The following is a 23,584-nucleotide window of genomic DNA, read 5'->3' on the forward strand; positions in this document are numbered from 1 at the left end:
AGCGTCTACTCCGCCCAATGTACGGTCATGCCGCTCAGCACCGCTGCAATTGGGGCCTCTTCCGGCGGCAGGGACATGGACCGTTCCAAAGCATCTCGTTTCGCGTTCCCGAAAATGATCAGGTGTTTCGACAAGGCACCATCCAGAACGGGCGCAGTCAGCGTGATACGGGGTTCTGGCTGAACTTCGGTCCGTGCCACAGCCAGCGGACGCGCGTGGCCGTCCAACGCGGCCTCAAGCCCATCCATACCTGGGAAAAGGGATGCCGTGTGCATATCCTCGCCCATTCCCAACACCAGCACCGACAAGGGCCTGATCGGAGTGATCAGGCTTTCGATTTCCGGCAAGACATCCTCGGGCTCCTTCCCCGGCACGTACAGAGGGATATATTGCGCCACCGACGCCCGATTGGTCAGCAACCGCTCGCGTATCAGACGCTCGTTCGAGCGGTCGTGATCACCCGGTACACAGCGTTCATCGGTGGGCAGAACCCGCACCCGGTCCCATTCCAGATCCGCCGCGCACAGAACATCGAACATCGGACCGGGCGTGGTACCACCGGGCACTGCCAGCGAGGCGACATCGTGATGCAGCAAGGCTGATTCCAGATCGCCTGCCAGCACGTTTGCAACGTCGATGGCCAGCATATCCCGGTCGGCGTATTCCTGTATGTTCATGGGTTTATTCCTTGCCAGCGGCGACCGTCTCGTTTCATCAGCAGCTCGGCGTCGCCGGGGCCAGTGCTGCCGCTTTCATAAGGTTTGGGCACATCACCACGCGCCTGCCAACCCGCGATTATCGGATCGGTCCAGGCCCATGCGGCCTCGACCTCATCGCCGCGCATGAACAGGGTCTGGTTGCCACGGATCACATCCATCACCAACCGCTCATAAGCGTCCGGCGGGTCCTGGTTTTCGGGCCCCAACGCCTCGGCAAAGCTCATGTCAAGCGGCACGTCGACCAGACGCATCCCACCCTGCCCCGGTTCCTTGATTGTCACCTTCAGCGTAATGCCTTCATTCGGCTGCAGACGGATCGACAGAACATTGGCGTGACGCCCGGCATCTGCGCCAAAGATCGAATGCGGTGCGTCCTTGAACATCACATTGATCACCGAAGATCGCGCCACAAGCCTTTTGCCCGTGCGCAAATAGAACGGCGTACCCGCCCACCGCCAGTTGCTGACGTGAGCCCGCAGCGCCACATAGCTTTCCGTGGTCGAACGTGGATTGCCAACAGTATCCCGATAGCTACACCCATTCGGCCCACCTTCAAACTGACCGCGCACGATGTGGTGCGGCTCGACCGGGTCCAATGCGCGGATCACCTTGAGCTTTTCGTCGCGCACCGCGTCAGGATCGAACTTGGCCGGCGGTTCCATCGCAATCAGGCAGAGCAGTTGCATCAGATGGTTCTGCACCATGTCACGCATGGCGCCTGCGCGCTCATAATACTCTTCGCGTCCTTTGATGCCGACAGATTCGGCGACGGTGATTTGGATGTGGTCGACATACTGACTGTTCCACAACGGTTCGAACAGCATGTTGCCAAAACGGACGGCCATCAGGTTTTGAACGGTTTCCTTGCCCAGATAATGGTCGATCCGATAAATCTGACTTTCTGAAAAATGCTCTGCCAGCGTTGCATTCAATGCCTGCGCGCTGCCCAGATCGTGACCAAATGGCTTTTCGATAACGATCCGCGTTTGCGCGGTGGCTAGGTCATGGGCTTTGATCCGCTCGGCCAACGGCCCAAACAAGCGCGGCCCAACCGAGAAATAGAAGGCCCGCACCCGATCAATGGTGAGCTTGGCGGCAAGCTGATCCCAACCTTCATCCGTAAGCGCATCCAACGCGACATAATCGACCCGTTGCAGGAACGCATTCAGTGCCTTGCTATCCGTACAATGCGCGGGCGCATGTTCGCGCAACGATTGCGTGACCACATCCCGAAACGCATCGCTGTCCAATTCCGAACGGGCCGCGCCAATGATCTGAACGTCCTGAGGCCATTGTCCGGCACAATAGCGTCGGAACAGGGCCGGCAGGATCTTACGCTGCGCAAGATCGCCAGTACTGCCAAAAATGACCAGATCGAACGGGTCGACGGGGATGACGCGAGAAACCATGCGTTTCCCTTACCTTACCCCTGAGGGCATGTCCAATGTTAGCGCAAACAAAATTACACTTTTTCCCGTCATCAAAACTCTGTCAGGTCGACCGTGGAACCCTTAACTAATTCGGTCTGAAAGGCTAAGTCAGCATCAGGACTGCAAAGAACCGGATACCGGAATGAAAGACAACGCCTCTCAGGTTGCCAATATCGGCAAATTTCAGAACACATTGGTGACGGCTGACGGGCAAACGCGGGCCTCGGTTGCGCTTAGCAACCCGGAAACGCTTTGGTTCAACACCGGCACCTTGTGCAATATCGAATGTGTTAACTGCTATATCGCAAGCAGCCCGACCAACGATGCGCTGGTCTATATCTCTGCCGATGAGGTGCGGGACTATCTGGATCAAATCGAATCCCGCAAATGGCCGGTTCGGGAAATCGGGTTCACTGGTGGTGAACCATTCATGAACCCCGAAATGATCGACATGACCCGCGCTGCGCTGGAGCGTGGGTATGAGGTTTTGATTCTCACCAATGCCATGCAACCAATGATGCGCCGAAAGATGCGTGAGGGTCTGCTGGAATTGCAGCGTGACTACGGCAACAAGCTAACCCTGCGAATCTCGGTCGATCACTACTGCTCCGATTTGCATGACGAAGAACGTGGCAAGGGCAGCTTCGCCAAGACCGTGACCGGTATGGAGTGGCTGCGTGACAACGGCTTTAACATGGCCGTGGCCGGACGCACTGTCTGGGGTGACAGCGACGTAGAAAGCCGCGCTGGCTATGCTGCGTTTTTCAAGCAGAATGGCTTTGACATAGACGCCCAAAACCCTGGCAAGACGGCCCTGTTCCCCGAGATGGACGAATCCATCGAAGTGCCGGAAATCACCACAGCTTGCTGGGGTATTCTGGACAAATCACCCGACGCCGTGATGTGCGCCAGCGCCCGTATGGTGGTAAAGCGCAAGGGTGCGGAACGCCCCGCCGTTCTGGCCTGCACACTTTTACCTTATGCGCCCGAATTCGAAATGGGTCACACCCTGGCCGAGGCCGAGGCGGACGTACACCTCAACCATCCCCATTGCGCCAAATTCTGTGTTCTGGGCGGGGCCAGCTGTTCAGGCTGATCAGTTCAGTTCAGGCGATTCCCAGAATTTCGTGCCGGACGCCCCAGCCGAGACGCGCCAGCCTTTCTTGCCCAGCACGAAAAAGGACCGACCATCGGTGAACCGCACGGTTTCTCCGCTGCGCTCGTCGCCATACATGGCGCCGGTCTCCGCCGTAGCATCGTAACCCTGTTCAATGAATTTCTGCAGGTCGACGGGGGTTTCGAACATAATCACGAACTTTGTTTCAAACCCGCCGATACCCACGGCGGCACCCACTCCGCCAGTCCCCATGTTCATATAAGTGTGCTGGCCGGTATCCATTGAAACGGCCACCCCGCGTCCATACCCGGCCGAGACCGGAAACACCGTAACCTTGCGTGAATCGAACACCGCGTAGCCCGCACTCACGTCATACAGAGCCTTCGCGTCGGGGTTTTCCGCTAATAACTGGGTAAGAACCTCGCTGGCCATAATGTCCAGCTTGGCGCGCGTCTCTTCGGGGGTAGCCTCGTTCGTCACCAGATCAGTGGTCGAGTTGATAGTCCCTTCAACCGCGTTTGCACCCTTTTCGATGGTATTGCCCACGGTTTCAGCCCCGCGCCCGACAGCGTCGGCTGTGTTTGCAGCACCTTTCTTGATTTTGTCAAAGACGCCTTCGGCGACAGATGGTCCGCTGATAAACAGCGCAGCGGCGAAAAGCAAAGCTCGGGACATAAAGCGATTCCGTATGTGACCAATGAATTGGTCGACACCATAACCCAAGCACCAATAAATTTAACGCGTCTCAATCGTTACCGACCAAAAAAACAGGCCGGATATTCAATTGACCCTGAATTCACCCACCATGTTGCGCCATTCACCGGGCGCGATCATCTTGCGATGCGTAAACCGGACCGAATGCAGCGGACCGTCAATCTCGCGCTGCCAGAAGTCGATGAAATCGAACAATTTCGGATGATCCGGCGCCAGGTCGTAATCCTGCCAGATGAACGTGTTCAAAACGTGGATGTAATCGGGCATGCGGTAGAAGAACTCTGCCGTTGTCAGCCCGTACCCCTTGAGCATTAGTTCGGTTTCGCTTTGCTCCATGCAGACCTCCAATTTTGTTGCAAGGTCTCTTCAGGGTAACACGAAAACTCCCTAACCCTTAGTTAACAATATGTTACTCAGGTGTTACGGGGGTTTTTCGCATGCAAAATCGTTGCTTGCTTGCACCTTATGTGCCGGGTCTGATAAGGTACATCCACAAGATATAGACCCTGCACAAAGAACGGGCAGTTTACGTGAGCGATACGCCAGATATTCCTGAAAACATGGACGAAACCCCGCCCGAGCGCCCAGTCTACGACGGCCCGACGGTGTCCATCGAATCCGAGATGCGCACGTCCTATCTGGACTATGCGATGTCGGTCATTGTCAGCCGCGCGATCCCCGATCTGCGCGACGGGCTGAAGCCGGTGCATCGCCGCATCCTGTATGCAATGCATGAAACAGGCAACACGCACGACAAATCCTATCGCAAATCGGCGCGTCCGGTTGGCGATGTGATGGGTAAGTACCACCCGCATGGCGACAGCGCGATTTATGATGCGCTGGTGCGGATGGCGCAGGATTTCTCGATGTCTTTGCCGTTGCTCGATGGTCAGGGCAACTTTGGCTCGATGGACGGCGATAACCCGGCGGCCATGCGTTATACCGAAGTGCGCATGGACAAGCCTGCCGCGTCGCTCCTGGCCGACATCGAAAAAGAGACAGTCGATTTTCAGGACAACTATGACGGTAAGGACCGGGAACCGACCGTCCTGCCTGCCCGTTTCCCGAACATGCTGGTCAATGGCGCCGGTGGGATCGCCGTTGGCATGGCAACCAACATACCGCCGCACAATCTGGGTGAAGTAGTTGACGCCACACTGGCCTTGATCAACGACCCAGACCTGACGTCCGAGCAGCTGATCGAATATGTACCCGGTCCTGACTTTCCGACCGGCGGCGTGATGCTGGGCCGATCTGGCGCGCGCAAAGCCTATCTGGAAGGCCGCGGCAGCGTCATCATCCGCTCCAAGACACGTGTCGAAGAGATTCGCAAAGACCGCTATGCCATCGTCGTGGATGAGATCCCTTACCAGGTCAACAAAGCCGCGATGATCGAAAAGATCGCCGAGGCCGTGCGTGAAAAGCGCATCGAAGGCGTGTCGCACGTACAGGATGAATCCGATCGCAACGGTGTCCGTGTCGTGGTCGAACTAAAACGCGATGCGACGCCCGAGGTGGTTCTGAACCAGCTTTTCCGCTTCTCGCCGATGCAAACCTCCTTTGGCTGCAACATGCTGGCGCTGAATGGCGGCCGGCCTGAACAGTTGACCCTGCGCCGGTTCCTAACCTCGTTCATCGACTTCCGCGAGGATGTTGTTGCCCGCCGCACCGCCTATGACCTGCGCAAGGCGCGCGAACGCAGCCACATCCTGTGCGGTCTGGCCGTGGCCGTTTCCAACGTGGACGAAGTGGTCGCCACAATCCGGTCATCCGCAGACGCGGCGCAAGCGCGCGAAAAACTGATGACCCGCCGCTGGCCTGCTTCTGAGATCGAAGGCTATCTGCGACTGATCGACGATCCTCTGTCCAAAATGAACGACGACGGCACCTATAACCTTACTGAGGTTCAGGCCCGCGCCATCCTCGATCTGCGCCTACAACGCTTGACCCAAATTGGCGTCAAAGAGGTCACGGACGAGCTGGAAGAACTGGCAGGTAAGATCAAGGAATACCTGGATATTCTGTCCTCGCGCGAACGCATCATGTCGATCATCGGTGATGAGTTGCGCAGCGTGCGCGAGCAGTTCGCCGTTCCCCGTCGTACCGAGATTGTCGACTGGTCCGGCGACATGGAAGACGAGGACCTGATCGAACGCGAAGATATGGTCGTGACTGTCACCTCGGGCGGGTACATCAAACGTACCCCGCTGGCCGATTTCCGCGCGCAGAAACGCGGCGGCAAGGGCCTCTCGGGGATGCAGACCAAGGAAGAGGATGTTGTTACCAACCTCTTCGTCGCGAACACGCACACTCAGCTGCTGTTCTTCACCACCGACGGCATGGTCTACAAGCTCAAGACCTGGCGCCTGCCGCAATCGGGCCGGACCGGCAAGGGCAAGGCCATCGTCAACATCCTGCCAATCCCGACCGGCGTTTCCATCGCGGCGATCATGCCGGTGGACGTACCGGATGAAGAGTGGGAGAACCTGCAGATCGTCTTCGCCACCAGTGCCGGCGACGTACGCCGCAATGCGCTGAGCGATTTCACCAACGTCAAACGCAACGGCAAGATTGCAATGGATCTGCCCGAGGGTGTTGAACTGGTGAACGCGCGCATCTGCTCGGAAGATGACGACGTGATGCTGGTCACCAATTCGGGCCGTGCGATCCGCTTCCAGACCACCGATGTGCGGGTCTTCAAAGGCCGCAAGTCGACCGGTGTACGTGGCATCAGGCTAAGCAATGGCGACCGCGTTGTGTCCATGTCGGTGATCCGCCATTTCAAGGCTACTTCGGACGAACGCGCCGCTTACCTCAAGATGCGCCGCGCCGTTGCCGGTCTGACCGACGACGCCGAAGCAACCGACGAGGAAGGCGACGCGCTGGCGACCATCAGTCAGGAACGCTATGCCGAGATGTCCGCTGCTGAAAACTTGATCCTGACCATCACAGCAGGCGGTTCGGGCAAGCTGAGCTCCAGCCACGACTACCCGGTCCGCGGACGCGGCGGGATGGGCGTTGCGGCCATGGACAAGGCGATGCGCGGCGGAGAGCTGGTGGCCTCGTTCCCGGTTGAGATCGATGATCAGATCATGTTGGCTACCTCCAAAGGTCAATCAATCCGGGTTCCTGTCGAAGGCATTTCGTTCCGGTCCCGCAGCGCGGGCGGTGTGAAGGTGTTCAACACCGGTAAAGGCGAAGTGGTCGTTAGCGTCGCCTGGATCGCAGATCAGGGTGATGAAGAGGCCGAGGAATAAGATTACAACAAAGGCCCCAGAGCGCAGAGTTTTGGGGCCTTGGATTTGTTTTCGCCAATAATCTCTCAGAATGTGGCAATCAACGGTTTGCCCAATAGAACGATCAAATCGGCGCTGGTTTCTGTAATTCCTAAAAAGTCGCTATTCTATGACCAAGGATATTTGGAACAGCAGTTTCAAGAGGTCGTTTTAATGCGAATTTTGTTCAAACAAAGTTTAGTGATTTTCTGGTTCCTATGGTGGGCATTTGCGTTTCTAACCGATTTCATCGGCGGGCTAGAGCTGCTAGGGGTGACTTCAACCCCATGGTTTGACGGCCACAACTTTCCGTTTCTGCAAAAAACGCTAGCGCAGTTTGGTGCCTCTACTGCCGTTGATGTAATCATATTTGTCGGGATCATACTGTGGCTATTTCTATCGACGCTGCTTTTTGCGTTCGCGTCATTTACCCCCTATTCCCGGACGGATCGCTGGCAGAAGAGGGTCGACGCGGCCTTTATCGTGTCGCTAGGATTGTGGCTTGCTTTTTTCTTGGCTGATCAGACGGTCATGAATTTTGATTTGGAAGAAAACCATATGGTTCAGGGGGGCTTTCAACTTTTATGCTACCTGACCATCCACTTGTTACCCGACTAGCAATACTCGACGCTCCTAAAGCATATGCGCGAAACCAAGCAACGCGGTCCGAGTGTGTTGACGAACGCTGCCGAAGGTCTCGCGCTCAAAGATTGTATAGCGTACCGAATTTCTGTTCCAAATATGCCAACAACGGTTCCGGTCCCGGTTCAATCCCGCTGGCGCGTTGGATAGTCTCGCGCGGGGTGAAGAGCCCGCCAAAACGCTGTAGGTTCTCGCGCAGCCAGCCGGTTGCGCCGGACGTATCGCCCTCGGCCAGTTGCGTATCCAGACCAGGCACAGCAACACGCAAAGCCTGATAGAGACACCCGGCATAGACATTACCCAAGGAATAGGTTGGGAAATAACCGAACAATCCGACCGACCAATGGACGTCCTGCAAGCACCCGTTCGACGGCTTGTCGACCGCATAACCGAAATCGGCTTTGAACCGGTCGTTCCAGGCGGCCTCTAGATCCTTGACCAGAAGGTCTCCGGCCATCAGGGCGCGTTCAAGGTCAAAGCGCAGCATGATGTGCAGGTTGTATTGCACCTCGTCCGCCTCGGTCCGGATATAGCCTTTGTGCACACCGTTGACCGTGGCATAAAACGCGTCGGCATCCGCGACACCGATATCACCGAACGCGTCAACCATTTGCTTGTAAAGCCACCCCGTAAACGCGCGAGACCGGCCCAGCTGGTTCTCATAAATCCGGCTTTGGCTTTCATGCACACCCATCGACACGCCCTGCCCCAGCGGAGTTAACGCAAAGGCCGGGTTAATGCCTTGTTCGTACGCGGCGTGGCCGACCTCGTGAATGGTCGAATAGAAACAGTTGAACGGGTCGGTTTCGCTTGTTCGGGTGGTAATGCGCACATCCCGGCCACTCCCCGAGCTGAACGGATGCACCGCTTTGTCCACCCGCCCAGTATTCAGATCATACCCGAACGTGGTCGCCAGTTTCTGCGACAATTGCATCTGTATCTGTTCATCGAATTTCCCGGTCAGAGCTTGCGGCTCTGGTTTATCCAAAACGGCCGCGCGCAGGGCCACCAAACGTGGGCGCATCTGATCGAAAATCTCGCCGATCTGTGACCCGGTGGTATAGGGTTCGTAGTCTTCGATCATGGCGTCATAGACATCACCACCCTGCGCCATTGCAGTGCCTTCTTCACGCTTGAGGGCGACGACTTCTTCCAGAACAGGCAGGAAGGCAGAAACATCTTCATCCGCACGGGCCTGCGCCCACGTGCCTTGCGCCGCTGAGGTCACGCGCGCGATGGCCTTGGCCAGATCAGCCGGCACCTTGATCGTGCGTTCATATGCCCGACGGATATCGCGCAATTGGGCGCGGGCCACGTCGTCCTTCGGGTCGGCCTTCTCCAGCCATTCGGCGACGCGCGGGTCAGAGCGGCGGGCATGCAGAACCGCTTCGATTGCGGCCATTTCCTCAGCCCGTTGCGGGGCTGCGCCGCGCGGCATCACCGTTTCCTGATCCCAGCCCAGCCGCCCGGCGATTTGCCCGAGGGCCGAGGTTTCGCGTTGAAAGGCCATCAGGTCATCATAGGCAGTCATCGGGGTCAGGCTCCGCGGATTGAGGTGGCGATTGGATATGCAGTCAGGAAACGCGCGCGCAGGATCAAGGTCCAGACGACGACAGCCATGAATTGGTGGAAGATGGCGATCTGCCAGGGGGCCGCGTAAATGACCGTCATAATCCCGACCACCACCTGCAACGACAACGCCGCAAAAGCTGCGTTAAATGCAAACCGCGTTTGCGGATGCGCGCTGGTGCTGCCACGTCGCCAAACGATGATCCCAAAGATGAACAGCAGGTAGCCCGCGCAGCGGTGGATGAACTGCACCAGACCGGGGCTTTCAAAGAAATTGCGCCACATCGGTTCAAGCATCGTCGCGTCAGGCGGCAACAGTTGACCACCGATCAGGGGCCAATCGGTATATGATCTTCCAGCGTCTATGCCTGCCACAAGGGCGCCTATGAGTATTTGTAGAAAGGCGAAATGCATCAGCCCGGTCGATAGTGAGAACAGTTTGCCCTCTTTCGCGCGGCGGGCCTGCATCAGGTCACGCTCCTCGCGCCCTAGCTCAAAGATGTACCACGCAAGGAACCCGAGGATAACGAAGGCCAGACCCAGATGGACTGCCAGGCGATAGCTGGCAACGGCCGTCATCCCCTCGCCCTGCGTCACGCCCGAGGCGACCATCCACCAGCCGACAGCCCCCTGAACTCCGCCCAGAACTCCGGGGATCAGCAGCTTACCAGTCCAACCAGTCGGAATCTTGCGCGTCAACAGGAAGCCAAAGAACCCAAGCGCCCAAACCAGACCGATAACGCGGCCCAGTTGGCGGTGGCCCCATTCCCACCAGTAGATGGATTTGAAGTCATCCAGCTCCATCCATTGGTTCTGGATTTCCCATTGGTCGATCTGTTTGTACTTGTCGAACTCGGCCTGCCAGTCGGCCTCGGTCATCGGCGGAATGGCCCCGGTGATTGGACGCCATTCGGTGATCGACAACCCGCTATCGGTCAGGCGCGTCAGGCCGCCTACCGCGATCATGACAACGACCAGCGCGAACAGGATCATAAGCCAGACGCGGATGGCCCCGCGTGCGCCACCACGGCCCCGGTCAATCATACCCGGTTGAACGGCCTGTTGTTTTTCGGTGTCTGAGACGTCTTCGAAGATGCTGCGCTTACCGCTCATGCTGTCCTCTTGTGCCTTGGATTTCGTCGCAAGCTAGGGTGAAGGAGGGCTAAGGTCCAGCCTCAGCCTTTATCCTTCCAGCGGACCATCTGACGCATGATCCCGTGCAGCATCTGCACATCGGCACGGGTCATCCGCATCCGCGACCACAGATTGCGCAGATTGGTCTTCATGCCTTCGGCCTTTTCGGGCGGGTAGAAAAAGCCCGCCTCTTCCAGCCGGTCTTCGTAATGTTCGACCAGTTTTTCGACCTCGATACCCGTGGCCCAATCGCCTTTGCCCAGATCGGTGGCCTCATGCACCACATCGCCGGTCTGGCGCATCCACTCATAGGCGGTCAACAACACGCATTGGCCAAGGTTCAGCGAGGCATATTCCGGATTTACCGGAACCGAGATAATGGCATTTGCCTTGGCGATATCTTCGTTTTCCAACCCTGCCCGTTCGGGCCCAAACAGGACCGAGACCTTTTCACCAGCCGCCACTTTCTCGGCCGCGATCTGCATCGCGCGTTCCGGGCTGTAGACCGGTTTGGTCAGACCACGCTGGCGCGCCGTGGTCGCAAAGACAAAGGTGCTGTCGGCCAGCGCGCCCGCAAGGTCATCGAAAAGCTGCGCCTCGTCCAGCAAGCGCCCCGCCCCGCTGGACATTGCCACCGCCTTGGGGTTCGGCCAGCCATCACGCGGCGCCACGATCCGCATCCGGTCCAGCCCAAAATTCCACATCGCCCTCGCGGCGGCGCCGATGTTTTCACCCATCTGAGGGCGCACAAGCACAAAGGAAGGCTGGGATGTATCGCTGGGCATGGCTGTCTCCGGAAAACTTGGCCTGCTGTAATCGCCGCGCTGGCGCAGGGCAAGGCATCCGGACGGTCAATTGCGCCTTAAACCAGCATAAAAGTTTGCTTCCCCGGCACAATCCGCTAAACCGCGCCAAAGACTGAAAGCGAAGGACGCGCCAATGGACTCCCCCGAGCAGCCGCAGATTTACCTGATCACCCCTCCGACCATCACGTTAAGCACTTTCCCCGACCAGCTGGGCCGCGTTCTGGACGGTGCTGAGATCGCCTGCATTCGATTGGCGTTGGCGGGCAATGACGAAGACGCCATCGCACGCGCTGCTGATGCCTGCCGCGAGGTGGCCCATGCGCGAGATGTGGCGCTGGTCATCTCGAACCATGTTCTGCTGGCGCAACGGTTGGGGTTGGACGGGGTACATCTGGACGACGCCGCGCGCTCGGTCCGGTTCGCACGAAAGGAACTGGGGGCAGAGGCCATCGTTGGTAGCTTTTGCGGTGCATCCAGCCATGATGGCATGTCGGCTGGCGAGGCTGGCGTGGATTATGTCGCCTTTGGCCCATTGGGCGCGTCAACGCTGGGTGACGGCACCACGGCTGAAAAGGATCTGTTCCAATGGTGGTCCGAGACTATCGAGGTTCCGGTTGTCGCCGAAGGTGGCCTGACCCCCGAGCTGGTCCGCGACATCGCCCCCTGCACCGATTTTTTCGGCATCGGGGATGAGATCTGGTCGCAAGACGACCCGCTTACTGCGCTGAAAGCCCTCACCGACGCGATGTGAGCGTTAACCCTTGCACCCACCTCGGGGCTGCGGCATGACACGGGCATGACTCAGAACAGCGAAATCCTGTGTATCGGCTCGGTCCTGTGGGACATTATTGGGCGTTCCGCCAGCGCCATGCGGCAGGGTTCGGACGTGCCGGGGCGGATCACCCGCCTGCCCGGCGGTGTGGCCATGAACATTGCCATGACGCTGGTGCGCTTCGGTATGACGCCGACCCTTCTGACTGCCATTGGTCGCGACCCTGAAGGGGACGAGTTGGTCAATGCCTGTTCGCGGCTGGGCATGGTGACGGACCACATCTACCGCTCGCAGGATTTGCCGACGGACAGGTACATGGCCGTCGAAGGAGCCAACGGCCTGATCGCGGCCATTGCCGATGCGCATTCGCTTGAGGCAGCCGGGGCGAAAATCCTGCGCCCCTTGATGCATGGGCCGCTGGGGTTTGAGAACACTCCGTTCCAGGGTCCCATCGCGCTGGACGGCAACTTGACGCTGACCCTGTTAGAAGAAATCGCCCAAAGCCCGGCCTTTGCGCGTGCGGACCTGCGCGTGGCCCCGGCCTCGCCCGGCAAGGCCGAACGTCTGCTGCCGTTCCTGAAACACGCCCGCGCCACGCTTTATGTGAACCTCGAAGAGGCCGGCATCCTGTGCCAGCGCGAGTTCGCGGATTCTGAAAGCGCTGCCAAGGGCTTGCTGGACCGTGGCGCACTGCGTGTGCTGGTCACCGACGGCGGCAACTCGGCCACCATTGGCAACGCTGACGAGTTATTGACCCAAACACCCCCGCCCGTTCTGGTCACCCGTGTGACCGGTGCGGGCGATACTTTCATGGCGGCGCATATCGCGTCCGAGGCCAACGGTGCGTCCAACGACGAAGCCCTAAGACGCGCCCTGCATGCCGCCGCAACCTATGTTTCCGGAGAAACCCCACTGTGATCGACATCCAATATTCCGCCGAGGTCCGCGCCGCCAAAGATGCAGGTCAGCCCATCGTCGCGCTGGAAAGCACCATCATCACCCACGGCATGCCTTACCCTCAGAACATCGAAGTGGCGGCGCAGGTTCAACAGGACATACGCGACGCTGGCGCGGTCCCGGCAACCATGGCCGTCATGAAAGGCAAACTGCATGTGGGCCTGGAAGACGACCAGTTGAAAGCTTTGGGTCAGGCTCAGGGCGTCGCCAAAATCTCACGCGCGGATATGGCGGCCTGCATGTCGACCGGCGGCACCGGGGCCACGACAGTTGCCGCCACGATGATCGCCGCGCGTTATGCCGGAATCGAAGTTTTTGCGACCGGTGGCATCGGTGGTGTGCATCAGGGGGCCGAGACGTCGTTTGACATCTCAGCCGATCTGCACGAACTGGCGCAGACACCCGTTACTGTTGTTGCCGCCGGGGCAAAGGCCATCCTGGATCTGGCCAAAACGCTTGAAGTGCTGGAAACGCTGGGCGTTCCGGTCATCGCGCATGGCCAGGACGAATTCCCGGCCTTTTGGTCCGCCAAGTCCGCCTATCCCGCGCCCTTGCGCATGGACAGTGCCGAAGACATCGCCAAGGCCCACGCCACCCGTCGCGCGCTTGGCCTTCCGGGAGGTCAACTGGTTGCTAACCCGATCCCCGACGCCGATCAAATCCCGGCCGAGGAACTGGCCCCCATCATCGCCTCAGCCCAATCCGACGCGGATACGCACCGGATCACCGGCAAAGGCGTCACGCCATACCTGCTCCAACGGATCTATGAACAGACCGAGGGCCGCTCGCTGACCGCAAACATTGCGCTGGTGCGTAACAATGCCCGTCTTGCCGCCGGTATCGCGATTGCTTTGATCAAATCCGCCTAGAGCTACCCTATTGTACCAAGACGCCGGACTGCTTAACTAAATCGGCAAACCAATCAGGATCGCAATGAACACACCGTTTGACGAAGAACCCCACCGCCGACCGGGCCTGTTTTCCCGGCTGCGCGCGTCTTTTCTGACGGGCATCGTCGTCATTGCGCCTGTCTGGTTGACGATCTGGTTGATCTGGTCCGTCGTGGGCTGGATCGATAGTGCGGTCCTGCCACTGATCCCACAACAGTTCCAGCCCCAACAATATGTAGGCATCAACCTACGCGGCGTCGGCGTCATCATCTTTCTGGTGTTCACTGTTCTGGTGGGCTGGGTCGCCAAGGGGATTCTTGGACGGTCCTTTATTTCGTTCACTGAAAGCCTGGTAGAACGGATGCCGGTCGTCCGCTCGATCTATTCCGGGATTAAACAGATATCCGAAACGGTCTTTGCCCAGACTGAACGATCTTTTGAAAAAGCCTGTCTGGTGCAATATCCCCGCCGCGGTATCTGGGCCATCGGCTTTGTATCGACCACCGCCAAAGGCGAGGTCACCCAGCGCGCCGAAACCGCGGGCGAATTGCTGAGCGTTTTCATCCCGACCACGCCAAACCCAACCTCGGGGTTTTTGCTGTTCTTTCCTGCCGAAGACGTCATCTTGCTGGACATGACTATCGAGGACGCGGCCAAGCTGGTGATTTCTGCCGGTCTGGTTTACCCCAACGGCAAAGATCCGACGCTACCGCCTGAGTGATCAGCCAAACATCTCGGGCAGGTTGACAGTACTTTTCTGCCCCAAATCACCCTTGTTGTCCGAAAGAAACCGATGTGCCGCCGCGCGCCCGGCCTCTTTCAACTTGTGCAGAACAACCGGGTTCGGCACCGTCTTTGTCGCCACAGACAGGTCATTCATCAGCGCGTCATCGGCGATCATATGGACCAGAACCCGGTTCATCTCACCCGCCTTCAGTTTGCCTTCGGCCAACAGGCGCTGCACAAAGCTGATAGCGCGCAATTCGCGGAACAGGGATGAGTTAAAGCTGATCTCGTTGATCCGGTTCTGGATTTGTTGCGGCGTTTTCGGCACCTCGTCCCGTTCCAACGGGTTGATGTTCACGATCAAAACGTCATCCGGCAAATCGGTATTGAACAAGGGGTACAGCGCTGGATTGCCGGTATAGCCGCCATCCCAATACGCCTCGGTCCGGCCGGATTTGGGATCGAAAATCTCGACTGCCTGAAACAAGCTAGGCAGGCAGGCCGAAGCCAAAATCGCATCGGTTGAAACCTCATCCCCGGTAAAGACCCGGATCTTGCCACTGCGCACGCAGGTGGCGCAGACGAACAGGCGCGGCCCCTCATCGGCGCAGATTTCATTGAAATTGAACCGGTCCACCACCGGTTCCAGCGGGTTGCGATAAAATGGACCATAAGCATAGGGCGACACCAGACGCGACCACGCATCACCCACGGAAAACGGCAACGAATACTCCATGGCATGCGCGATCTGCGCGGGCTCGATCGCCTGCATCCAATTGGCAAGGCGCATATCGCCCACGGCCCCCATGCGCGCCCACAGCCCATCAAGGCTGGCCCGAGCGCCGTCACGCCCATCGCGCACCATGCCGGATTTGAAAGCCGCGCCGTTCAGCGCCCCAGCCGAGGTGCCAGTGATTGCCGCGACCTCGATATCATCTTCGTCCAGCAGCCGGTCCAAAACACCCCAGGTAAAAGCGCCATGCGCGCCGCCGCCCTGCAATGCCAGATTGATGCGTTTCATGACCTGCCCCCTGCCTTACAGAGCCGTCCAGCCCCCGTCCACAGAGATCGCCGTCCCGGTGATCTGCGCGGCAGCATCCGAACACAAAAAGACCGTGGTGCCGCCCAATTGCTCGACCGTTGCAAAGGCTTTCGAAGGCTGACGTTCCAGCATGACGTTCTTGATCACGTCCTCGCGGCTCATGCCGTATTCTTTCATCGTGTCGGGAATCTGCGCCTCGACCAGCGGCGTCAGCACGTAGCCCGGGCAAATCGCGTTACAGGTTATCGGTTCCTGCGCGGTCTCCAGTGCTACGGTTTTGGTCATCCCAACCACACCATGTTTGGCCGCGACATAGGCCGCCTTGAACGGCGACGCAGTCAGCCCGTGCGCCGAGGCGATGTTCACAATGCGCCCCCACCCGGCCTGGCGCATCATCGGCAGAGCCGCTGCCATAGTGTGATAGGCCGAGTTCATGTTGATCGCGATGATCGCATCCCATTTGTCGACCGGGAACTGATCGATAGGTGAGACATGCTGGATGCCCGCGTTGTTCACGAGAATGTCACAGGCACCTGCTTTTTCGATCAGAGCACGGCATTCCTCCCCCTTGGACATGTCCGCCTTGATGTAGCGTGCGTTGGTTCCGGTTTCCTGCGAAATCTCGGCGGCCAGCGCGTGATCCTCATCCCGGTCGGTGAACGAGTTCAAAATTACGTTGGCCCCAGCCTTGGCCAATTCACGGGCGACACCCAAACCGATCCCTGAATTCGACCCTGTGATGATCGCCGTTTTTCCCGCCACGCTCATGAGCTTTCTCCGTCAACATCTGCTTTGCACGCACAGTGCCATGCTGCAACTGCAAAGGAAACGGGGAAACATGTGGGTTCTGCGTCCGGGGGCAAAACGCCTCAAAAAAAACGCCCGCACGAAGCGGGCGTTAAGTTATTGAGGCAGGTTTCATACAGGCAAGAAACCTATCGAGCAGTGCGTCCTTTATACGCAATTCCCCGCCTTCGTCCAAGCTAAAAGTTTGAAAATAAGAAAAATCATCGGTACGGTGAATCCCAACAAAATAAGGCCAGAGCAGGATTGTTTCCAAAATGCGCCCCGATTTTCTACGCCCCGTTCGCCCTGTGATCGCGGGAATCACCTCTGTTTTTGCTGTCACAATCGCCCATGCAGAATCGGCCCATGGCATAGCTATGTACGGCGACCCTGCCCTACCACCGGATTTTGTGTCTCTGCCCTATGCCAATCCGGACGCGCCCAAAGGCGGTAAGGTTGTATTTGGAAACACCGGCGGCTTTAACAGTTTGAACCCGTTTGTGCAAAAAGGCAGCTCGCCATGGCAATTGCGTTTTTGGACCCACGAAAGCCTGATGGGCCGGTCTTGGGACGAACCTTTCACTCTTTACGGGTTGTTAGCCGAATCAGTTGAGACTGCGCCGGACCGCTCTTGGGTAGAATTTACCCTGCGTGAGAACGCCCGGTTTTCTGACGGAAATCCGGTGACCGTGGACGACGTGATTTGGTCTTATGAAACTCTGGGCACCGAAGGTCATCTGCGTTACCGCGGGTTGTGGGGCAAGATCGACAGCATCGAACAGACCGGCCCCCGCACGGTGCGGATCACTTTCAACGAACCCGACCGGGAATTGGCACTGATCGCCGGGCTGCGTCCGATCCTGCAAAAAGCACAGTGGGAGGGGAAAGATTTCGCCAACGCCGCGCTTCAGGACGTTCCCATCGGGTCGGGGCCGTACGTGGTCGATAGCTATGAGGCGGGCCGTTATGTGAATTTGCGGCGCAATCCAGACTATTGGGGGGCTGACATTCCGTTCCGGCGCGGGACCATGAACCTGGATGAGATAAGGATCGAGTTCTTTGGCGACGGCACCGTCCTGTTCGAGGCGTTCAAGGCTGGTGAACTGACCGCGGTGCGCGAATTCAACGCCGATAAATGGAACACTCAGTACGATTTTCCTTCCGTTCAGCGCGGTGATGTGGTCAAGACCGAGATCCCGCACGGCAAACCTTCGGGCATGACCGGGTTCGTCATGAACACCCGCAAGGCCCCTTTCGATGATTGGCGCGTCCGCGAGGCGATGCTGCTGGCGTTCAATTTCGAATTTATCAACGATACGATCACCGGCAGCGCCCAACCACGGATCACATCGTATTTCTCGGGCTCTGATCTGGGCATGCAGCCAGGTCCAGCCACAGGGCGTGTCGCCGAGCTGCTGCAACTTTATGCCGACGACCTTCCGCCCGGCGCACTTGAAGGTTATGCACTGCCCGTCGGCGACGGTTCGGCCCGGAATCGCGCCAATATCCGCAAGGCCAACAAGCTGTTGGCCGAGGCTGGCTGGACCATTCAGGACGGCGTGCTGCGCAACCAGAATGGTCAAGACTTTACCATCACCGTTCTGCTGCAACAGGGCGACAGCGAAGGACAAACAGCCATCGAAATCTACACCCGAGCACTTGAGCGTTTGGGCATCAAGGTCAACGTCGAACAAGTAGACAGCGCGCAATTTGTTGGCCGCAATGCCGAGTTGGATTTTGACATCACGTTCCTCCGCCGTGCGCTGTCTCTGTCTCCGGGCAATGAACAGCGCCTGTATTGGGGCAGCGAAAACGCGGATGTACAGGGCACGCGCAACCTGATGGGTGTCGCCTCACCCGCTGTGGATGGGCTGATTGACGCTATGCTGACCTCGGAAAGTCACGAGGATTTCGTGGCCGCCACTCGTGCACTTGACCGAGTTCTGACTGCTGGTCGCTATGTCATTCCGATCTGGAATTTCGACGTCGGGCGCATCGCCCATGCCAAAGAACTGAAGCAGCCTCAAACCCTGCCGATCTATGGTGACGGGCCCGAGTATATGCCGCAGGTTTGGTGGTACGAAGAGTGACCAAATAAGCCCCGCTGCCGCGTTAATCCGCTGCAGGTTGTTTGGGGCTTTGGCGTCTTGGATCTGAAGATTTGACCCCAAAGGACGGCTCTGCCATATCGCCGCAGCCTTCGGCGGATTTCGGCACATCGCACAAAGCATACCACATCTAGGCATATCCAGACACAGTTCCGCCACAATTTGCAGCCTCCCCAAATTCCAGCTTAACTAAAAAAAACACCCACAAGGGGCTTTACTGAACATATCTGTACGATATAGCCTATTGTCATTTAAACGTACTGTTTGGCCAGATTAATTCTGATTATTTCGCTAGATAGCTTGTCATGCGGCGCGTCACACTTGGATTTTGCGGACCGGCCTCCACTCACTCTAACCTCAGGTCCGTAGGCCCGTTGCGTATCGTGCGCAACGGGCCTTTTTGACGTTACGTCAGCACCGCTCAGGTGCGACATTTTGTCATGCGCATCGACTCCCGCCATCTCCGTACCCTGATGAAAGGGCCGAGCAGCCGTGAAACCCGAATTACGGAAAGCTGACTGATGTTGAACTGGACTGACCTGCTGCAAGACTGGGATGCTATGTATTCCCGCGCTAAACGGCGTTTTCCGAATCTGCGCGATCAGGACAAGGTGCGGCTGAGCAAAGATCGAAAAGGGTTCGAAGCCTACTTGGCCGAGCGCCACCACCTGACCGTAAATGAAGCCCACGAAGAACTTGAGGATTTTCTATTCACCGAAGGACTGAACCGCGAGTTCAGCCGTTCCTTAAGCAAGTGACGTTACCCACAGGATCGTCGCATCTTCGTCACTGACGGAAATCACGTTGTGACCCATACTGGCGTCGTAATAAGCGCTGTCGCCACGGCGCATTTCGACGGGTTCATAGAATTCGGTGTACAGTTTCACAACCCCGGTCAGCACATACAGGAATTCTTCGCCGTCATGGCGCACCCAGCCGTCAAATTCGTCCATTGAGCGCGCGCGCACGCGGGCGCGATAGGGCAGCATCTGCTTTTTCGTCAGGTTTTCGGCCAGCAATTCATGCTCATACGTCACTGTTGGATGTTCAGCGCCCTCGCCCATGCGGGTAACAGCCATACGCCCGATCACCTGATCGCGCAGTGGCGGGGTGAACAGCTGTGGCACCGAAATTTCCAACCCGGTCGCCAGCTTTTTCAGCGCGTCATATGTGGGCGACATCTGCCCATTCTCGATCTTGCTGAGGGTCGAGCGCGCAAGCCCCGCCTGAGACGCCGCTTGTTCCAGCGTCCAGTTCCGCGCCTTGCGCAGTTGACGCACGCGCGCGCCCAGATCAAGCGGCTCGGGATCGGTATGCTCGCCCGAGTCACGAGCAATGCGGATCAGAGATGGCTGTTCATTAGTGCTCATGCGCCAATCTATAGGACCAGCCTGCCCGGCTTGCAACGCGCCAAGCGCCGCGATAGCCAGTGGCCATGCTTTCTGTTTTCGATCAGGGGCCGCCTCCGGCCTGCCCCGCACCATTCAATCTGGCCGCGCACGTGCTGCGGCACGCGGATGACCACCCGGACAAAACCGCCTTGTCGGTTTTATGCAATGACGGGGCGCAGGATTGGACCTATGGCGCATTGAAATCGGCCATTCTGGGCACCGCTTCCGGGTTGTTGAAGGCCGGATTGAAACCCGGGGACATTGCGTTGATGCGGTTGGGGAATACGGTTGATTTCCCTATCGCCTATCTTGGATCCATCGCTGCGGGGATCGTGCCCGTTCCCACCTCGTCACAGCTGACCGAACCCGAAACCGCGCGCATGATTTCTGATCTGCAACCCACAGCCATTCTGCGCGACCCAGCCGTCGCCTGCGCGGAACATCCGTTGCAGATTGCGCTAGACGATCTGGCCGCGATGCGCGCCCTGCCCCCCACCGAGTTCCAACTCGGTGACCCGGACCGGTTGGCCTATATCGTCTATACCTCTGGCACTTCCGGCAAACCACGTGCCGTGGCCCATGCCCACCGCGCCATTTGGGCGCGTCAGATGATGGTGGATGGCTGGTACGGGTTGCGGGATACGGACCGCCTTTGTCATGCCGGGGCGTTCAACTGGACCTATACTCTGGGCACCGGGCTGATGGATCCCTGGACGATCGGCGCCACCGCCTTGATCCCCGAACCCGGCACCGACCCGAACGCCCTGCCAGAGCTATTGCGGCAACATAACGCGACGATCTTTGCCGCTGCACCTGGCGTGTTTCGCAAACTGCTTAAATCCTCCGGTGATCTGCATTTACCGGCCCTGCGTCACGGCCTGTGCGCAGGTGAAAAGCTGTCGCGGCACCTGCACGCGCAATGGAGCGACCTGACCGGGACAGAATTATACGAAGCCTTCGGTATGTCCGAATGTTCGACCTTCATCTCATCCAGCCCTGCCCATCCGGCGCGGGGCGAAGCGTTGGGGCAACCTCAACCGGGTCGCCGGGTGGCGATATTGGGGCCGGATGGGCCGATCCCGCGTGGGCAAGAAGGTACCATCGCCATCCATCGATCCGACCCCGGTCTAATGCTGACCTATCTGAACGCACCAGACGAGGCCGAGGCGCGCATTCAGGGCGACTGGTTCCTGACCGGCGATCAGGGGGCCATGGCGGTGGATGGGCAGATCACCTATTTGGGCCGCGACGACGATATGATGAACGCGGGCGGCTATCGCGTGTCCCCGGTCGAGGTTGAGTCCGCCCTGACCAAATACCCCGGCATCACGCAAGTGGGTGCAGCGGCGGTTGAGGTCAAACAGGACACATTCGTAATTGCCGCATTCTATACCGGGCCGGAAAAACTGGACGAAGCTGCCCTGCGCACTTATGTGGAGGCAAATCTGGCGCGGTACAAACAGCCACGCGTCTTCATTCACCTGCCCGAACTGCCAACCGGCGGCAACGGCAAACTCCTGCGCCGGGCTCTGCCGGCCTATTTCAAGGCGAATACACCATGACCCAGACCGTCAAACTCGACATCATGTCTGACCCGATCTGCCCGTGGTGCTATATCGGCAAAACCCATCTGGACAAAGCGCTGGCCGCCATCCCAGACCACCCTTTCGTAATCGAATGGCATCCGTTTCAGTTGAATCCTGACATGCCGAACGAAGGTATGGATCGTCGTGAGTATTTGGAGCGCAAGTTCGGCGGCAAAGACGGCGCCGTACGCGCCTATGCCCCGGTGGTTGAGCACGCGCAGAATGCTGGGCTGAATATCGACTTCGAAGGGATGAAGCGCACGCCCAATACGCTGGACGCGCATCGCCTGATCCACTGGGCTGGGATCGAGGGTAAGCAAGACGCAGCCGTAAACGCTCTGTTCGATGCGTATTTCGTGCAGGGTCGTGATATTGGCGACCACGAAGTGTTAGCCGATATCGCCGACAGTATCGGCATGGACGCAGCCGTAGTGTCGAAGCTGCTGAAATCCGACGCTGATCGCGAGGATATCCGCACCCGCGACACCCACTCGCGGCAGATGGGGGTAAATTCTGTTCCTACCTTCATTGTGGCCAACCAGCATGCGGTTCCTGGCGCACAACCCACTGAAATGTGGGAAAAAGTAATCGGTGAGATTATGTCTCAGATTGAGGCTTCCCCTGCAAAATAGCACAGGTCCCTGTGCAGCCTGCCCCCTAGCGCCACCTGAAAAGCCGTGATAGCGCAATCAGGTCAGGAGGGCGCCATGGCCAATCGCATGTCTTCAGGAGAGTTCATCGCACTTGTCGCAATGATGTTTGCGACGATTGCGTTTTCGATCGACTCGATGCTGCCTGCCCTGCCCGAGATCGGCGCGCAGCTGAGCCCCGATGATATCAACGACGCTCAGCTGATCCTGACCTCATTTGTTCTGGGCATGGGCATCGGGACATTCTTTGTGGGTCCATTGTCCGATGCGTTTGGGCGCAAGCCGGTGATCTATGTCGGCTCGGCTTTGTATATCGTATCTGCTGCCGTGGCTTGGGCCAGTTCTTCACTGGAACCTCTACTGTTCGCACGGGTGGCCCAGGGCATCGGCTGCGCCGCGCCGCGCGTGGTCGCCATGGCGATCATCCGAGACCTGTACTCGGGCCGAGAAATGGCGCGGATCGTCTCTATCGCCATGATGATCTTTACTCTGGTGCCCGCCGTCGCCCCGATGCTGGGGGCCGGAATGATCGCCATCGCAGGATGGCGCGGCATCTTTGTTTCGTTCATCCTGTTCTCGGTGATCACCGTGATCTGGCTGGGCCTGCGTCTACCTGAATCGCTGAGGCCCGAAAACCGCCGACCTCTGCGCCTGCCCTTGATGACCGCGGCCGCGCGTGAGATGTTCGCCCACCCCACGGTGCGCGTGTCGATTTTTGTGCAAACCCTTTGCCTTGGCATGTTGTTCACCATGCTGACCATGGTGCAGCCAGTTTATGACGTGATCCATGACAGCGCTGACAGCTTCCCGTTTTGGTTCGGCTTTGTGGCTTTGATGGCGGGATCTGCCAGCCTGTTGAACGCCGCGCTTGTGATCCGCGTTGGGATGCGGCGGCTGGTAACATGGGCACTGGGTGCGCAGATCGCCATCACGATTGGCGTCATCATGCTGAACATGATGCCGCTTTCGGCCAATTTGAACTTTGCAGTGTTCGTCTTCTGGCAGACCTCGATCTTCTTCATGGCTGGCATGACGATGGGCAACCTGAACGCCATCGCGATGGAACCAATGGGCCATATTGCCGGTATGGCGGCATCGGTCATCGGCGCGTTTTCGACCGTTCTGGCCGCCGCCATCGCCGCCCCGATCGGGCAAATGTTCGATGGATCGTTGTATCCGCTGACCACCGGCATCCTGGTCATGAGCGTGGCCGGTTTCGGGCTGATGCTGCATATGGGCCGGATCGAAAACAGACTGCCTGCCTGACCTG

Annotated in this window: 22 protein-coding genes; 12 read left to right on the plus strand and 10 right to left on the minus strand. The window is 58.3% G+C overall.

Annotated features, from left to right (window positions below):
• Positions 1-5 precede the first annotated feature (5 nt).
• Together pgl and zwf are read right to left on the minus strand one after the other, a co-directional pair.
• The gene (gene pgl / locus AB1A64_RS04930; RefSeq protein ID WP_366550401.1) at positions 6-677 is read right to left on the minus strand and encodes a 6-phosphogluconolactonase; all 672 of its coding nucleotides are present in this window, start codon (positions 675-677) and stop codon (positions 6-8) included.
• Complete coding sequence (gene zwf / locus AB1A64_RS04935) at positions 674-2,128, minus strand: glucose-6-phosphate dehydrogenase (RefSeq protein ID WP_366550402.1); 1,455 nt, start codon at positions 2,126-2,128, stop codon at positions 674-676. Before zwf ends, pgl begins: the two co-directional genes overlap by 4 nt.
• A 163-nt stretch (positions 2,129-2,291) precedes the next feature.
• Between zwf and AB1A64_RS04940 the strand changes: the two genes are divergently transcribed.
• Positions 2,292-3,245: a radical SAM protein gene (locus AB1A64_RS04940; protein ID WP_366550403.1), complete on the plus strand. Its 954-nt coding sequence runs from the start codon at positions 2,292-2,294 to the stop codon at positions 3,243-3,245.
• Here AB1A64_RS04940 and AB1A64_RS04945 read toward each other — a convergent pair whose 3' ends face one another.
• Both AB1A64_RS04945 and AB1A64_RS04950 read right to left on the minus strand, forming a co-directional pair.
• Positions 3,246-3,941, minus strand: coding sequence for a hypothetical protein (locus AB1A64_RS04945; protein ID WP_366550404.1), 696 nt, complete (start codon positions 3,939-3,941; stop codon positions 3,246-3,248).
• A 105-nt stretch (positions 3,942-4,046) separates the two neighbouring features.
• Complete coding sequence (locus AB1A64_RS04950; RefSeq protein WP_058280415.1) at positions 4,047-4,316, minus strand: usg protein; 270 nt, start codon at positions 4,314-4,316, stop codon at positions 4,047-4,049.
• Positions 4,317-4,510: 194 nt separating this feature from the next.
• On the opposite strand from AB1A64_RS04950, the gene gyrA reads away from it, so the two are divergent.
• Both gyrA and AB1A64_RS04960 read left to right on the plus strand, forming a co-directional pair.
• On the plus strand, positions 4,511-7,237 hold the full coding sequence (gyrA, locus tag AB1A64_RS04955; RefSeq protein WP_366550405.1) for a DNA gyrase subunit A: 2,727 nt from the start codon (positions 4,511-4,513) through the stop codon (positions 7,235-7,237).
• A 39-nt stretch (positions 7,238-7,276) separates the two neighbouring features.
• Entirely contained in the window at positions 7,277-7,873 is a 597-nt protein-coding gene (locus AB1A64_RS04960; protein WP_366550406.1) for a hypothetical protein, read from the plus strand.
• An 85-nt stretch (positions 7,874-7,958) separates the two neighbouring features.
• On the opposite strand, the gene AB1A64_RS04965 is transcribed toward AB1A64_RS04960, so the two are convergent.
• From AB1A64_RS04965 to AB1A64_RS04975, 3 genes are all read right to left on the minus strand, one after another.
• Entirely contained in the window at positions 7,959-9,428 is a 1,470-nt protein-coding gene (locus AB1A64_RS04965) for a carboxypeptidase M32 (protein ID WP_366550407.1), read from the minus strand.
• Between the two features lie 5 nt (positions 9,429-9,433).
• Entirely contained in the window at positions 9,434-10,579 is a 1,146-nt protein-coding gene (gene ctaA, locus AB1A64_RS04970) for a heme A synthase (RefSeq protein WP_366550408.1), read from the minus strand.
• Positions 10,580-10,641: 62 nt separating this feature from the next.
• On the minus strand, positions 10,642-11,385 hold the full coding sequence (locus tag AB1A64_RS04975) for an RNA methyltransferase (RefSeq protein WP_366550409.1): 744 nt from the start codon (positions 11,383-11,385) through the stop codon (positions 10,642-10,644).
• A 154-nt stretch (positions 11,386-11,539) separates the two neighbouring features.
• Between AB1A64_RS04975 and AB1A64_RS04980 the strand changes: the two genes are divergently transcribed.
• From AB1A64_RS04980 to AB1A64_RS04995, 4 genes are all read left to right on the plus strand, one after another.
• Entirely contained in the window at positions 11,540-12,157 is a 618-nt protein-coding gene (locus AB1A64_RS04980) for a thiamine phosphate synthase (protein ID WP_366550410.1), read from the plus strand.
• 45 nt (positions 12,158-12,202) lie between these two features.
• A complete protein-coding gene (locus AB1A64_RS04985; RefSeq protein ID WP_366550411.1) occupies positions 12,203-13,096 on the plus strand; it encodes a PfkB family carbohydrate kinase in 894 nt (297 codons plus the stop codon).
• Positions 13,093-14,004, plus strand: a complete 912-nt coding sequence (locus AB1A64_RS04990; RefSeq protein ID WP_366550412.1) for a pseudouridine-5'-phosphate glycosidase — start codon at positions 13,093-13,095, stop codon at positions 14,002-14,004. The genes AB1A64_RS04985 and AB1A64_RS04990 overlap by 4 nt, the downstream gene beginning before the upstream one ends.
• Before the next feature lie 64 nt (positions 14,005-14,068).
• Positions 14,069-14,746: a DUF502 domain-containing protein gene (locus AB1A64_RS04995; protein ID WP_366550413.1), complete on the plus strand. Its 678-nt coding sequence runs from the start codon at positions 14,069-14,071 to the stop codon at positions 14,744-14,746.
• On the opposite strand, the gene AB1A64_RS05000 is transcribed toward AB1A64_RS04995, so the two are convergent.
• Together AB1A64_RS05000 and AB1A64_RS05005 are read right to left on the minus strand one after the other, a co-directional pair.
• A complete protein-coding gene (locus AB1A64_RS05000; protein WP_366550414.1) occupies positions 14,747-15,772 on the minus strand; it encodes a patatin-like phospholipase family protein in 1,026 nt (341 codons plus the stop codon). It abuts the gene before it with no gap.
• 15 nt (positions 15,773-15,787) lie between these two features.
• Entirely contained in the window at positions 15,788-16,561 is a 774-nt protein-coding gene (locus AB1A64_RS05005) for a 3-hydroxybutyrate dehydrogenase (RefSeq protein ID WP_366550415.1), read from the minus strand.
• Positions 16,562-16,854: 293 nt separating this feature from the next.
• Here AB1A64_RS05005 and AB1A64_RS05010 point away from each other — a divergent pair, with 293 nt between their 5' ends.
• On the plus strand, positions 16,855-18,669 hold the full coding sequence (locus AB1A64_RS05010; protein WP_366550416.1) for an extracellular solute-binding protein: 1,815 nt from the start codon (positions 16,855-16,857) through the stop codon (positions 18,667-18,669).
• A gap of 539 nt (positions 18,670-19,208) precedes the next feature.
• Positions 19,209-19,445 carry a hypothetical protein gene (locus AB1A64_RS05015; protein WP_170348869.1) on the plus strand — a complete coding sequence of 79 codons (237 nt, stop codon included), beginning with the start codon at positions 19,209-19,211 and terminating at the stop codon, positions 19,443-19,445.
• Here the strand turns inward: AB1A64_RS05015 and AB1A64_RS05020 are convergent.
• On the minus strand, positions 19,434-20,057 hold the full coding sequence (locus AB1A64_RS05020; protein WP_366550417.1) for an XRE family transcriptional regulator: 624 nt from the start codon (positions 20,055-20,057) through the stop codon (positions 19,434-19,436). The genes AB1A64_RS05015 and AB1A64_RS05020 overlap by 12 nt on opposite strands.
• Positions 20,058-20,122: 65 nt before the next feature.
• On the opposite strand from AB1A64_RS05020, the gene AB1A64_RS05025 reads away from it, so the two are divergent.
• From AB1A64_RS05025 to AB1A64_RS05035, 3 genes are all read left to right on the plus strand, one after another.
• Positions 20,123-21,640: a class I adenylate-forming enzyme family protein gene (locus AB1A64_RS05025; RefSeq protein ID WP_366550418.1), complete on the plus strand. Its 1,518-nt coding sequence runs from the start codon at positions 20,123-20,125 to the stop codon at positions 21,638-21,640.
• A complete protein-coding gene (locus AB1A64_RS05030; RefSeq protein ID WP_366550419.1) occupies positions 21,637-22,296 on the plus strand; it encodes a DsbA family oxidoreductase in 660 nt (219 codons plus the stop codon). Before AB1A64_RS05025 ends, AB1A64_RS05030 begins: the two co-directional genes overlap by 4 nt.
• Before the next feature lie 75 nt (positions 22,297-22,371).
• Positions 22,372-23,580, plus strand: coding sequence for a multidrug effflux MFS transporter (locus AB1A64_RS05035; protein WP_366550420.1), 1,209 nt, complete (start codon positions 22,372-22,374; stop codon positions 23,578-23,580).
• Positions 23,581-23,584 lie beyond the last annotated feature (4 nt).

The sequence above is a fragment of the Ruegeria sp. ANG10 genome (assembly GCF_040705255.1).
GTDB lineage: Bacteria > Pseudomonadota > Alphaproteobacteria > Rhodobacterales > Rhodobacteraceae > Ruegeria.